This window comes from Sulfitobacter pontiacus (assembly GCF_040790665.1).
Taxonomy (GTDB): Bacteria; Pseudomonadota; Alphaproteobacteria; order Rhodobacterales; family Rhodobacteraceae; genus Sulfitobacter; species Sulfitobacter pontiacus.
Genome location: NZ_CP160849.1, coordinates 2,209,450 through 2,222,188, shown reverse-complemented (window position 1 = coordinate 2,222,188; position 12,739 = coordinate 2,209,450). Strand labels below are relative to the sequence as shown.

Genomic DNA, 12,739 nt, shown 5'->3' with positions numbered 1-12,739 from the left:
CCGCAGGTAAAGGTGCCGCGTGTCAGCGGCCCTGCGCCGGTATGCGGGTGCCGCGCCGCCGGAACGGGGCGCGCAACAGTCGCAGCAATACACCCAGCCCCAAGCCGCCCGCGACAAAGCCCGCAGCCGCAAACACCACCCCGGCAAAGTTCAACGGTACGGCGGGCTGAAACGCCTGCCACGCCGCCCCCGCGATCTGCGGGTCCGACATCTGCGGCAGGTGGTAGGCGCGCATGAAAGGCCCCTGCCCCTGCAATCGGGTCAGGGCGGTTTGCAATGTCTCGTAGCGGGTAAAGGTCGCGGCCATATCGGCGCGGCGTCGCTCCATAAACGCGGTGCCGGTCATCTGCGCCAGGGCATCGCTGCGCGACAGGCCGACCGCTTGGGCGCTGGCATCGAAATCGGCGACGACCTCGTGCAGCGCATCGACCGCCCCGCCCAACCGTTGCAGATATTGCTGCGAGTATTCGGGGAATTGCGAGGTCACCGCCGCGCCCGCCACACCACCAGCAAGGGTCAGCGCCCGCAGGATCATGAAACGCCCCAAAGGTCCGTTGTGCAGCGCTTCATGATCCGCCCCCGTTTTTCAAGGCCCCACGTTCCAAGGCCCGTCGTTAAAGGTTAAGCGATACCGCGATAAATCCCGGCGATCTTTTCGACCGCGGCCTCTGGCGTCATCTCTTCACTTTCGCCGGTGCGACGCGAGGTCACCTCGACCACACCGTTTTTCAGCCCCCGCGGCCCGACGGTGATCCGCCATGGCAGACCGATCAGGTCCATCGTCGCGAACTTGCCACCCGCGCGTTCCTTGGTGTCGTCATACAGCGGGTCCAGACCCAGAGCCTGCAGGCTGGCATACAGCGCGTCACAGGCCGCATCCGCCTGTTCGTCGCCCTGCTTGAGGTTCACAATCCCCACATGGAAGGGCGTCACGCCCTCGGGCCAGATGATGCCCTTGTCGTCATGCGATGCCTCGATGATCGCGCCCAGCAGACGGCTGACGCCGATGCCGTGCGACCCCATGTGCACCGGCACGGGCTTGCCATCGGGCCCCTGTACGGTCGCCCCCATCGGTTCGGAATATTTCGTCCCGAAATAGAAGATCTGCCCCACTTCGATCCCGCGCGCGCTGCGCTGGCGTTCGGCGGGGACTTCGGCAAAGAGCGCTTCGTCATGGGTCTCGTCCGTGCGGGCATAGCGCGAGGTGAACTCCTCCATCACGGCCTGACACTGGTCGACGGAATCATAATCGATCTCGCGGTCGCCGAACTTCAGCTCGGTGATCTGGCTGTCATAGAACACCTCGGATTCGCCGGTTTCCGCCAGCACGAGGAATTCATGCGTGTCGTCGCCGCCGATCGGGCCGGAATCCGCGCGCATCGGGATCGCCTGCAAGCCCATGCGTTCATAGCTGCGCAGGTAGGTCACCAGATGGCGGTTATAGGCGTGCAGCGCGTCTTCTTTTGTCAGATCAAAGGTATAGCCGTCCTTCATCAGGAACTCGCGACCCCGCATGACGCCGAAACGGGGGCGGACCTCGTCGCGGAATTTCCACTGGATGTGGTACAGTGTCATCGGCAGGTCTTTATACGACCCGACGTGGCTGCGGAAGATATCGGTGATCATTTCCTCGTTCGTGGGACCGTAAAGCATGTCACGGTCCTGACGGTCCTTGATGCGCAGCATCTCGGGGCCATAGGCGTCAAAGCGGCCGGATTCCTTCCACAGGTCCGCCGATTGCAACGTCGGCATCAGCATCGGGATGTGGCCCGCACGCTGCTGTTCTTCGTGCACGATGGTTTCGATCTTGCGCAGCACCTTGAAGCCAAGCGGCAGCCACGAATAGATCCCCGCCGCCGATTGCTTGATCATGCCCGCCCGCAGCATCAACCGGTGGCTGACAATCTGCGCCTCAGAGGGGTTTTCCTTGAGCACAGGCAAAAAATAACGGGACAGACGCATGATGATCCTCTCAGAGTGAATTGGCACCTGACTATGATAATCCCCGCGCCGAGACAATCACGAAGAGACGGGGCACCAGGTCCCGCGTCCCGCAACTGATTGACCCTCGGCGCACAGACGCGTTTGTTGTCAGCGGCACAAAACAAAAAGGACGCCCCATGACCATGATCCTAGAGCCCGCGCGCGAAACCCCTGTGATCCACGAGACCGGCGTGCTGGTGATCGGCTCCGGCCCCGGTGGTCTGGCCGCGGCCCTTGCCGCCGCCCGCGCCGGGGCAGAGGTGACGCTGCTCGACCGGTTCGGCTGCTTTGGCGGCAATATCACCGTGGTCGGGGTCGAAGGCTTTGCTTGGTACCGCCATGAACAGACGATAGAGGCCGGCGGCATCGGCTGGGAATTCGAGGAACGCGCCAAGGCGATGGGGGCTGCCAGCCCTGAATCCCAATCGCTCAGCTACGAGCTGGACAGCGAGGGGTTCAAACTCGTCGCCGACCGGCTGGTGACCGAAGCAGGGATCCACCCGATGCTGCACCGCCAGTTCGTAGCCCCCATCATGGAGGGCGACACGATCCGGGGTGTCATCGTCGAATCAAAAGCGGGCCGCGAGGCGATCCTCGCCAAAATCGTGATCGATGCCACGGGCGACGCCGATGTCGCGCACCGTGCCGGTGCCCCGACCTACAAGACCCCGGTCGAGGAAATGCAGGCCGCCTCGGTCATGTTCCACATCGCGGGCGTCGATAAGGCGGCCTTCATGGCGGGGGTCAAGGCCGACCCGCAAACTTACGCCAATTGGTCCACGGGCGAATGGGTCGTCGAAACCGATGGCAAGGAAGACGCGATGTTCTCTCCGTTTCTGGCCAAACCCTTTGCCCAGGCCATCCGCGACGGGCGTATGCCCGCCAACCTCAATACCATCGGGGGCACATGGGGCGCTGTGCATGACAGTGGCGAGATGACTTATATGAACCTGATCCACCTTGCGGAATGCGACGGCACCGACCCCGACAGCATGACCCGCTTCGAGATCGAGGGCCGCGCGCAGGCGATGCACGCGATTGACGCGCTCAAGGCCTATACGCCGGGCTGCGAGACCGCGCGGCTGCGCAATTTCGGCATGAGCATCGGCATCCGCGATACGCGCAAGATCGACGCGGTCTACAATATGACCGAAACCGACGTGCGCCAGCAGGCCCGTTTTGACGACAGTATCGGCATCTACCCCGAGTTCATCGACGGCTACGGCGTGCTGATCATCCCCACCACGGGACGCTACATGCATATCCCCTACCGTGCGATGCTGCCCAAAGGGGTGAAGAATCTGCTCGTCGCGGGCCGCGCCATCGGCGGCGATAAAATCGCCCATGCCGCCACGCGCAACATGGCGTGTTGCACGGTGGCGGGCCAAGGCGCGGGCGTCACGGCGGCCATCGCGCTGGCTTCGGGCTGCCCGCTGGACGCCGTGCCGCTGGAGCGCGTGCAAAAAACCCTGCAAGATCAGGGCGTCCGCCTGCATTGACCGCGCCACGCCCGCTTCCAAATGGCTCTAAATCCTCGCCGAAGGCACCTGCCCTATCGGCGAGTGCTGCCGATCCATTTCACCACGGGCCTTGAAAAACCGGCCCCGTTGCGCAATGTCGACCGAAACCAGAATGCGAGGATGCGGCATGGGCCTGCCTATCAGAGATCAGATGAAATACTGGGGTGTCGCGGGGGCGATTTTTCTGGTGTTCCTGTGGTTCACCGGTAACGTGCTGCTGCCGTTTCTGATCGGGGCGGCGATTGCCTATTTCCTGGATCCCGTGGCCGACCGGCTTGAAGCCATGGGGCTGAGCCGCGCGATGGCCACGATGGTGATCACGCTTGTCGCCTTGCTGATCTTTGTGCTGATGGCGCTGCTGGTGATCCCGACCTTGATCAATCAGGCCGTCAACCTGTTCGAGGTCGCCCCCGAGCTGACCCGCAATTTCACCAATTTCCTGACCGAACGTTTCCCCGCCCTGCTGGACGAAGGATCGACGCTGCGCAGCTCGATCAACTCTATCGGGTCGACCATTCAAGAACGCGGCGGCGAGGTGCTGAACACGGCGATCTCCTCGGCGGCGTCGCTGCTGAACGTGATGGTGCTGTTTGTGATCGTGCCGGTGGTTGCCGTCTATCTGCTGTTGGACTGGGACCGTATGGTCGCCCAGATCGACCGTTTGCTGCCGCGCGACCACGCGCCGGTGATCCGTCGCCTTGCGCGTGACATCGACCGCACGCTGGCGGGGTTCATCCGCGGCATGGGCACCGTCTGCCTGATTTTAGGGGCCTATTATGCCATCGCGCTGATGCTAGTGGGGCTGCAATTCGGCCTTGTCGTGGGCTTTATCGCGGGTCTGGTCACCTTCATCCCCTATCTCGGCGCGGTTCTGGGCGGTGCCTTGGCCATCGGTCTGGCGCTGTTCCAGTTCTGGGGGGATTGGTTCTCGATCGGGATGGTCGCGGGCATCTTCGTGCTCGGCCAGATGATTGAAGGCAACTTCCTCACCCCCAAGCTGGTGGGCAATTCGGTAGGCCTGCATCCGGTCTGGCTGATCCTGGCGCTGTCGGTCTTTGGCTCTTTGTTCGGCTTTGTCGGCATGCTGGCCGCCGTGCCGATTGCCGCCGCCCTTGGCGTGATTGCACGCTTCGCGACCGAGCAATATGTCGAAAGCTCGCTATATCAGGGCACGCAGCGCAAGACCTTGGACGAAACGGCGGACTGACACGATGGCACAACAGCTTGGACTTGACCTTCCCAGCCGCCCCGCACTGGGACGGGACGACTTTTTCGTCGCCCCGTCCAACGCGATTGCCGTGGCCATGATCGAGGGCTGGCAGGCCTGGGCGGGGCGCAAGATGGTGCTGACCGGCCCGCCCGGATCAGGCAAAACCCACCTGGCGCATGTCTGGGCCAATCTGTCCGGCGCACGTATCATCGACGCGCGCGACATTGCCACAGGCGATATCCCCGCGCTGGCCCAAGGCCCGCTGGCGGTCGAGAATGTACCCGACATCGCAGGCGATAATGCGGCCGAGACGCATCTTTTCCACCTGCACAATCTGGTGCTGGCCGAAGGCCATAGCCTGCTGCTGACCGGCACCCCGGCGGTGCCCCAATGGGGGCTGCATCTGCCTGACCTGACCAGCCGTATGCGCGCGGCGACGGCGGCCGCACTTGAAGCGCCCGATGACAGCCTGCTCACGGCCGTCATGGCCAAGCTGCTGGCCGACCGCCAGCTGACCCCCAAACCCGATGTGATCCCCTATCTGTTGCTGCGTATGGACCGGTCTTTCGCAGCTGCGGGTGATCTGGTCGCGGCCCTGGATGCCGCCAGTCTGGCGCAACAAAAGCCGGTGACACGGGCGCTGGCCGCACAAGTGCTGGACAATGGGTTTAACGCCGCGCGATAATCTTCTCAGATTTCGTCACAAACCCATTACATTGCAACGCCATAAGGCCGTCATGACAAACGCTGACTTTCTCGAATCCGCCTTCGTGCCGCCGCAGGATATGCCCGATCTGGACATCACCGGCCCCGGTCGTTTCTATAACCGCGAGCTCAGCTGGCTCGGGTTCAACTGGCGTGTTCTCGAAGAGGCCAAGAACCCCCGCGTGCCACTGCTGGAACGCCTGCGCTTCCTGTCGATCTCTGCGGGCAACCTCGACGAATTCTATACCGTGCGTGTCGCCGGCCTGCGCGAGCTGGCTCAGGCGGGCAACACCACCCCCGCCAGCGACGGGCTGACCCCTGCCCAGCAACTGGTGCTGATCAACGAAGACGCGCGCAAGCTGATGACCGAACAACAGCGCGTGCTGGTGGATCTGATGTCCGAGATGGACGACCAGAACATCATGCTCGAACGCGCCGCTGATCTGGACGAGGCCGATCTGGCCTATCTTGACGATGTATTCCTGCACCGCGTCTTTGCGGTTCTGACCCCGCTGGCGATTGACCCCGCGCACCCCTTCCCCTTCATCCCCAACACCGGCTACGCGTTGGCGCTGCAACTGGAACGCACCAGCGACAAACGCCCCCTTCAGGCCCTGCTGCCGATCCCGGCGCAGATCGACCGTTTCGTCGCCCTGCCCGCCGCCGAAGGCTCGCTGCGGTTCCTGCCGCTCGAAGATCTTCTGGTGCTCAAGGTGCCGGGGCTGTTTCCGGGCTACAAGCTCAAGGCGCATTTCGAATTCCGCGTGCTGCGTGACAGCGATCTTGAGGTCGAGGAAGAGGCCGAAGACCTGGTCCGCGAATTCGAGGTCGCCCTGAAACGCCGCCGCCGCGGCGAGGTCGTGCGCCTGACCCATTCCGCCGGTGCCCCCGAAAAGCTGAAATCCGTGGTCATGGCCGAACTGGGCGTGCGCCCGCAGGATGTGATCGAACTCGACGGGATGATCGGCATCAACGACCTGTCCGAACTGGTGACCGATAGCCGCCCCGATCTGCTTTGGCCGCAATTTACCCCGCGCATCCCCGAACGCGTGACCGACCACGAAGGCGATATGTTCGCCGCGATCCGGTCCAAGGACATGCTGCTGCACCACCCCTACGAGACCTTCGATATGGTGGTCCGCTTTCTGGCACAGGCCGCGCGCGATCCAGATGTGGTGGCGATCAAACAGACGCTCTACCGCACCTCGCGCGACAGCCCCATTGTCGAGGCGCTGTGCGAAGCCGCCGAAGACGGGAAATCCGTCACCGCGCTGGTCGAGCTCAAGGCGCGTTTCGACGAGGCTGCCAACATCCGCCAGTCACGCCGGCTGGAACGCGCGGGCGCGCATGTCGTCTATGGGTTTCTCGACCTCAAGACCCATGCAAAAATCTCGACCGTGGTGCGCCGCGAGGGCGACCAACTGGTCACCTATACCCATTATGGCACCGGCAACTATCACCCGATCACCGCACGCATTTATACCGACCTGTCGCTGTTCACCTGTGACCAAAAGCTGGGCCGCGACGCGACCAAAGTGTTCAACTACCTGTCGGGTTACGCGCAACCCGACACGCTGGACAACCTCGCCATCTCGCCCATCTCGTTGAAGCCGCGCCTGCTGGCGATGATCGCCGCCGAGGCCGACCATGCCGCAGCCGGAAAACCGGCAGAGATCTGGGCCAAGATGAACTCCATCGTGGATGCGGATGTGATCGACGCGCTCTACGCCGCGAGCCAGGCCGGGGTAAAAATCAGCCTGGTGATCCGCGGCATCTGCGGGTTGCGCCCCGGCATCAAGGGGCTGTCCGAAAACATCCGCGTGAAATCCATCGTCGGGCGCTTTCTCGAGCATTCACGCATCGTCTGCTTTGGCAATGGCTACGGGCTGCCGCATAAGAAATCGCGGGTCTTCATGTCCTCCGCCGACTGGATGGGCCGCAACCTGACCCGCCGCGTCGAAACCCTGGTCGAGATCGAGAACCCCACCGTCAAGGCGCAGATCACCAGTCAGGTCATGGCAGCCAATCTTGCGGATGTGGCGCAAAGCTGGGTCATGTCCCCCGATGGCAGCTTTGCCCGACCCGAGATTGCAGAAGGCACCTTCGCCTTCAACTGTCACCGCTTCTTCATGGAGAACCCCTCTCTCTCCGGGCGCGGCACGGCGGGCGCATCCGACGTCCCGAAACTGACCCATACCGAAGACTAACCGCTTCATTTTGCCTGTAAACTCTCGCCGAAGGCGCATCTGTCCGCTTGCGTTCCCGCTGGCGTTTATATCCCCCCAACGCGGCGGGGTTTTTCACGTGCCCGTTTGCGTTAACGATTGACGCGGCGGGCCGGCTGGGCCAACTTGCCCCCCAAACAAAGGCCCCCGCAGGAGCGTCCGTGGCAGATAAAACCGACACCCCTCCGCCCTCTCCCGTCCCCGAAACGGGCGTCGCTGATCTGGGCCTGTTCGGCAAACCCCTGTTCCAAGACCCTTCGGCCCGTGCGCTGGCGCGTGTGGGTGTGGTCGATGTGGGGTCGAACTCTGTCCGGTTGGTGGTGTTTGACGGGGCCGCGCGGTCGCCTGCCTATTTCTACAACGAAAAAATCATGTGCGCCCTTGGGGCGGGCATGGCCGAAACAGGTCATCTGTCGCCCGAAGGCCGGGTCCGCGCCCTCTCTGCCATGCGCCGCTTCAGCAAGCTGGCACAGGGCATGGGCCTGTCCGAGCTGACCGTCGTCGCCACCGCCGCCGTGCGCGATGCCAGCGACGGGCGTGATTTCTGCGACGAGGTGCAGCGCGAGACGGGCCTGAAGATCTGGGTCATCGACGGCGAGGAAGAGGCGCGGCTGTCAGCGCAGGGTGTTTTGCTGGGCTGGCCCGGTGCCTTTGGTCTGGTCTGCGACATCGGCGGGTCGTCGATGGAGCTGGCGGAAATCTCGGGCGGGCGCGTGGGCAAACGGGTGACCTCGGCGCTTGGGCCGCTGAAACTGCGCGACATCAAGGGCGGTGCCAAGGCACGGCAGGCGCAGATCAAGACGGTGATCGAAGGGCTGGCCGAAAAGATGGGCGCACAGCGCGACCGTCTGTTTCTGGTGGGCGGCTCATGGCGTGCCATCGCGCGCATCGACATGGTGCGCCGCGGCTACCCGCTGCACGTGCTGCATGAATACCGGATGACCCCGAAATCCGTCCGCGAGACGGTGAAACACATCCAGACCAGCGACCATGAAGAGCTGCGCAAGATCAGCGGCGTCTCCTCCAGCCGGATGGCGTTGGTGCCCTTTGCCGCCGAAGTGCTGTCGCGGCTGGTCAAGACGTTCAAACCCAAGGATATCGCGATCTCCAGCTACGGGATCCGCGAGGGGATGCTGTATGAACAGATGCCCCAACGCCTGCGCGACCGCGACCCGCTGATCGAGGCCTGCCGCTTTGCCGAAGCAAAAGACGCGCGCACGCCGGGGTTCGGCAAGGCGCTGTTCGACTTTATCCTGCCGCTCTATAAATCCGCGCCGCCGCAGCGCAAACGTTTGGTCAAGGCCGCCTGCCTGCTGCACGACGTCAGCTGGCGCGCGCATCCCGACTACCGCGCCGAAGTCTGTTTTGACAATGCGACGCGGGCAAATCTGGGCGGGCTGAAACATTCAGAACGGATCTATCTGGGGCTGGCGCTGCTGCACCGCTATTCCAACAAACGCGAGAATACCCGTTTCGAAGACCTCTATGAAATGGTCGATGAAAAGACGCGGCTAGAGGCCGAGATTCTGGGCAAGGCCATGCGCTTTGGCGCGATGCTCTGGATGAACCCCGAGGAAGAGCGCGGTCACCTGCGCTGGTTCCCCAAGAAAAAGCTGCTGGAGCTGTGGCTGACCGACGACATGATGCCCCTGTTCGGAGAGGTCGCCGAAGCGCGGCTGAATTCCCTCGCCCTGTCACTGGGGGCCGAGGTCCAGCTTAAGACCTGCAAGAAATAGCCTGTCTTACAGGTCGATCTGCGGCACCTCGTCCAGATAGATCGCGGGCGGGGGCGGCGTTTTCTCGGGTGTCTTGTCTTCGGGCATGTCATCTTCCGGCGCGGGGTCTGGCTTGCGGCGGATCACGATATCGCCATTGGGCATCTTTTGGGGCGGCTCATAGACGCTCCAATCCTCGACCTCTTCCAGCAGATCGGTAAAGGCGGGCCCCATCTCGGAGATGAAATTCCGCAGCGCGGGGCTGGCCTTGCGCCCCCACTCGCCCAGCCCTTCCAGCGCGGGGGCCATCTCTTTCTTCATACCGTCAAAGAAATCCCGCGCCCCGCGTTCCATCAAGGAAAAGCCGGAGCCGTCGTTTTCCTGCTCTTGTGCCACGGCGACACTGGACAGGCAGATCAGGGTGGTGGTCAAAAGAAACTGTCTCATGCGGCGAAGACTGCCCTATTTCATCTTGTGATGAAAGCGGGATTAAAGGCGCGTCGACAGGTCCAGATCAATCGTCACCGGAAAGTGATCCGACGCCGTGATCAAGGCGTCGCGCAAGGCGGCATCCCCCCAGCATTCCGGATCGTCCAACGGGTGCCAAATGCGCCAGTGCGGCCGATACGCGGTCAGGGCCGGGCTGATCATGATGTAATCCAGCAGCGCCTGCAGATAACGTTTTTCGGGCGCGATCCAGAAGCGTGACGTGGTGGGCATCGCCCCGATCCGCTGGCCCAAGGCGCGGATCGCATGGGGATCGACGAGCGCGCGATCTTGCCGGTGGCCCATCACAATCTCGACCGAGGACCGCCCAAAAAGATCCTCGAAACTGTCCAGGCCCGGCCCGTCGTTCAGATCGCCCAAGACCATCAGCGGCGTGTCATCGTCCAGCCGCGCATCGATCCGCCGACGCAGCCAGATCGCCTGTGCCAACTGCTTGCGCCGGTTGGCGATGCCGATGCGCAGCGCATCCTGCGGCGTCTTGGCCCCATGGGGGGCCTTGGATTTCAGATGCGCGCCGATCATGTGAAACGCCACCCCTTCGCGGGTAACGATATCCAGCTCGAGTGGCGGTTTGGAAAAGACGACATGATCCTCGCGCGCGTCGATATCCAGATCAATGTCCAACGTCCCGTCAAAGCGCGGCGCATCCCCCTGCCCGACCGAACCACCGGGCGCATGGGTGGCCGACAGCCGGTCGGGATCGAACAACAGCGCGATTTCCTGCTGCGTGTCATTGGCAAAGCCGATCAGCGCCTTCCGCGTGCGCAGATCAAAATGCGCGGCAAAGCGTTCCAATGCGGCCACCGTGCCGCGTTTTCGGCTTTGGTCAGGGGCCTCGATCACCATCACAGCATCGGCATCCATCGCGCGAAACACAGTGCCTAAAGCCTGCGCCTGCTGCGCACGGGTGATATTGTGGCGCGCCGACCAGCCGTCATCCAGCAACAGTTGATCCTCATCGTCGAACAGACCCGTGAACCATTCAACGTTATAGGTCGCGATCCGCATTACTGCGCCTTGCCTGACCAGGTCTCCCACGCGCGGTTGATGTCGATCATGCGTTTTTCGGCCATGGCGATGGCCTCTTGCGGCAGGCCGCGGGCGACCAGAGCGTCGGGGTGATTGGCCCGCACCAGCTTGCGCCACGCCGCGCGCCCCTCTTCAAGCGAGGCATCGGGCGGAATGCCCAGAACCGCATGGGGCAGCGGCGAGGTATCGGGCACGAACCGCGCCCGAAGCGAGGCAAAATCGCTGTCATCCATCGCGAAGATCTGCGCCACCCGCACCAGAAACGCATCCTCGTTCGGGTGGTACATGCCATCGGCCATGGCAATGTGGAACAACCCTTCGATCAGGTCATGCAACGTCTCGGGCTGGTCCGCGAACATCTGCGCAATGCGCGCGGCGTAATCCTCGAACCCGGCCACATCGTGCCGTGCCAGATTGAACACCCGCGCCGCCCCCTGCTGGTCGGCCTCGGCAATCTGGAACACTTCGCGAAAGGCGGTAACCTCGTCGCGGGTCACCTGCCCGTCGGCCTTGGCCATCTTGGCCCCAAGCGCGATCACCGCAATGGTAAAGGCCACCGACCGCTCTGGCGGGGTGCGCAGACGGTCGAAAACAGCCGACAGCCCCTCACCGGCGGTGAGCGCTGACAAAGCTTCGGTGATGCGAGACCAAATAGACATGACGCCCACCATACGGGGCAGCGCCGGGGAAGTCAGCGGGGCGTCAGCATTTTCTGCATCAAAATTAGGTCAAGCTGCTGCCCGTTCTTCTGCCCGATGCGCGGCATCCTGCCCACGTGGTCAAACCCGAGTGCCGCATGAAAGCCGATGGCACCCGGATTGGCCCCGCTGATCGCCGCCACCATGACGCGCCGCCCCTGTGCGACGGCCGCATCACAGGCAGTTTGCATCAAGGCACGGCCGGCACCCGCGCCCTGTGCAGCGGCATCAAGCACGATCGAATGCTCCACCGCATCGCGATACCCCACCCCGCTGCGAAAAGCCCCGTAGGTGATGAAACCGGCGACACCCTCCGCGTCGGCCACCCAGAACTGCCCCGCGCGACCGGCGATCAGCGCCGCGACCTCTGCACCGGTCTTGGGCTGCGACGTGAAGGTGAACAGCGTTTGCGTGATCATCACATTCCACAGGGCCGCCACGGCCGCGGCGTCGCTGCCCTTTGCTGGCCGGATGATCACGCCAGCACAGCACGGCCCGCGGGCGTGTCAAAACGGGCAGACAGCACCGGTGTCCCGACCTCGAACACGACGCGCGCATCGGTGAGGATCGGGGCAAGCGTTGCCGCCAATGCCTCGGCCTGCGGATGCTGGACCGTCAATGTCACCAAACGACAGCCAGAGGCATCAAGCCGCTGGGTCGGATGGGCCTCCCCTTCCCATTGCATCAAGGCAGGGGCGCAATTGTCATAGGGCAGCATACCGGTTTTCGGCACCGCCATACGCCAGCGCAGATCCCCGCGCTGCAACGCCACCGGCGCGCCATAACCTTCGGGCAAGGCTTCCAGCGTCGCCTCAAGATCATCGCAGCGGCAAATCCAGTTGGACAGCCGCGCCGGTCCGTTGAACCGGTCCAGATCAAACCAACGCGCATAGGCAGGCGCAGGCGCGTCGGGGTCGACGGCAATCGCCTCCAGATACAGCGCATCCGCAAGCCCCAGCAGATGGTTATGCGTGCCAAACACCGCATGTGCTCCGCCCGGTTGCAACGGCACCCCAAGCACCTGCGCGGCCAGGTCAGAGGCGGCTTTCAGGCTCTCGCCCGCGACGGCAAGATGGTCCAGTTCAATCATTGGTCCTGCTTCCAGATGGTTCAAATCCTCGGGGGAGTGTGAGGGGGCAGACAGCCC

12 protein-coding genes are annotated in these 12,739 nt (G+C 63.3%); 5 read left to right on the top strand and 7 right to left on the bottom strand.

The window, feature by feature from the left end:
- Positions 1-22 precede the first annotated feature (22 nt).
- Both AB1495_RS10860 and proS read right to left on the bottom strand, forming a co-directional pair.
- Complete coding sequence (locus AB1495_RS10860; RefSeq protein ID WP_074635561.1) at positions 23-535, bottom strand: DUF2937 family protein; 513 nt, start codon at positions 533-535, stop codon at positions 23-25.
- 86 nt (positions 536-621) lie between these two features.
- Complete coding sequence (gene proS / locus AB1495_RS10855) at positions 622-1,962, bottom strand: proline--tRNA ligase (protein WP_037943787.1); 1,341 nt, start codon at positions 1,960-1,962, stop codon at positions 622-624.
- A 158-nt stretch (positions 1,963-2,120) separates the two neighbouring features.
- On the opposite strand from proS, the gene AB1495_RS10850 reads away from it, so the two are divergent.
- The 5 genes from AB1495_RS10850 to ppx all read left to right on the top strand — a co-directional run bounded on the left by AB1495_RS10850 (position 2,121) and on the right by ppx (position 9,379).
- Positions 2,121-3,482, top strand: coding sequence for an FAD-dependent oxidoreductase (locus AB1495_RS10850; protein WP_074635559.1), 1,362 nt, complete (start codon positions 2,121-2,123; stop codon positions 3,480-3,482).
- Between the two features lie 148 nt (positions 3,483-3,630).
- A complete protein-coding gene (locus AB1495_RS10845) occupies positions 3,631-4,710 on the top strand; it encodes an AI-2E family transporter (protein ID WP_009826519.1) in 1,080 nt (359 codons plus the stop codon).
- A gap of 4 nt (positions 4,711-4,714) precedes the next feature.
- Positions 4,715-5,398, top strand: coding sequence for a chromosomal replication initiator DnaA (locus AB1495_RS10840; RefSeq protein ID WP_074635557.1), 684 nt, complete (start codon positions 4,715-4,717; stop codon positions 5,396-5,398).
- 52 nt (positions 5,399-5,450) lie between these two features.
- Positions 5,451-7,625: an RNA degradosome polyphosphate kinase gene (locus AB1495_RS10835; protein WP_039911814.1), complete on the top strand. Its 2,175-nt coding sequence runs from the start codon at positions 5,451-5,453 to the stop codon at positions 7,623-7,625.
- 179 nt (positions 7,626-7,804) lie between these two features.
- Entirely contained in the window at positions 7,805-9,379 is a 1,575-nt protein-coding gene (gene ppx, locus AB1495_RS10830) for an exopolyphosphatase (protein WP_037954289.1), read from the top strand.
- 6 nt (positions 9,380-9,385) lie between these two features.
- Here the strand turns inward: ppx and AB1495_RS10825 are convergent, their stop codons facing one another.
- Genes AB1495_RS10825 through AB1495_RS10805 form a run of 5 tightly spaced genes read right to left on the bottom strand, consistent with a single transcriptional unit; the run spans position 9,386 to position 12,682 of the window.
- Entirely contained in the window at positions 9,386-9,805 is a 420-nt protein-coding gene (locus tag AB1495_RS10825) for a hypothetical protein (protein ID WP_074635556.1), read from the bottom strand.
- A gap of 42 nt (positions 9,806-9,847) precedes the next feature.
- Positions 9,848-10,873 (bottom strand): endonuclease/exonuclease/phosphatase family protein, encoded by a 1,026-nt coding sequence (locus AB1495_RS10820; RefSeq protein ID WP_074635554.1) that lies wholly within the window; start codon positions 10,871-10,873, stop codon positions 9,848-9,850.
- The gene (locus AB1495_RS10815; protein WP_037944973.1) at positions 10,873-11,553 is read right to left on the bottom strand and encodes a molecular chaperone DjiA; all 681 of its coding nucleotides are present in this window, start codon (positions 11,551-11,553) and stop codon (positions 10,873-10,875) included. The genes AB1495_RS10820 and AB1495_RS10815 overlap by 1 nt, the downstream gene beginning before the upstream one ends.
- Before the next feature lie 32 nt (positions 11,554-11,585).
- Complete coding sequence (locus tag AB1495_RS10810) at positions 11,586-12,071, bottom strand: GNAT family N-acetyltransferase (RefSeq protein ID WP_074635552.1); 486 nt, start codon at positions 12,069-12,071, stop codon at positions 11,586-11,588.
- A complete protein-coding gene (locus AB1495_RS10805; RefSeq protein WP_074635551.1) occupies positions 12,068-12,682 on the bottom strand; it encodes a VOC family protein in 615 nt (204 codons plus the stop codon). Before AB1495_RS10805 ends, AB1495_RS10810 begins: the two co-directional genes overlap by 4 nt.
- Between the last annotated feature and the right edge of the window lie 57 nt (positions 12,683-12,739).

Excerpts from the sequence above, each read along its gene's own strand:
- AB1495_RS10860 (WP_074635561.1), bottom strand. The coding sequence starts at position 535 with ATGATCCTGCGGGCGCTGACCCTTGCTGGTGGTGTGGCGGGCGCGGCG.
- proS (WP_037943787.1), bottom strand. The coding sequence starts at position 1,962 with ATGCGTCTGTCCCGTTATTTTTTGCCTGTGCTCAAGGAAAACCCCTCT.
- AB1495_RS10850 (WP_074635559.1), top strand. The coding sequence starts at position 2,121 with ATGACCATGATCCTAGAGCCCGCGCGCGAAACCCCTGTGATCCACGAG.
- AB1495_RS10845 (WP_009826519.1), top strand. The coding sequence starts at position 3,631 with ATGGGCCTGCCTATCAGAGATCAGATGAAATACTGGGGTGTCGCGGGG.
- AB1495_RS10840 (WP_074635557.1), top strand. The coding sequence starts at position 4,715 with ATGGCACAACAGCTTGGACTTGACCTTCCCAGCCGCCCCGCACTGGGA.
- AB1495_RS10835 (WP_039911814.1), top strand. The coding sequence starts at position 5,451 with ATGACAAACGCTGACTTTCTCGAATCCGCCTTCGTGCCGCCGCAGGAT.
- AB1495_RS10825 (WP_074635556.1), bottom strand. The coding sequence starts at position 9,805 with ATGAGACAGTTTCTTTTGACCACCACCCTGATCTGCCTGTCCAGTGTC.
- AB1495_RS10820 (WP_074635554.1), bottom strand. The coding sequence starts at position 10,873 with ATGCGGATCGCGACCTATAACGTTGAATGGTTCACGGGTCTGTTCGAC.
- AB1495_RS10815 (WP_037944973.1), bottom strand. The coding sequence starts at position 11,553 with ATGTCTATTTGGTCTCGCATCACCGAAGCTTTGTCAGCGCTCACCGCC.
- AB1495_RS10805 (WP_074635551.1), bottom strand. The coding sequence starts at position 12,682 with ATGATTGAACTGGACCATCTTGCCGTCGCGGGCGAGAGCCTGAAAGCC.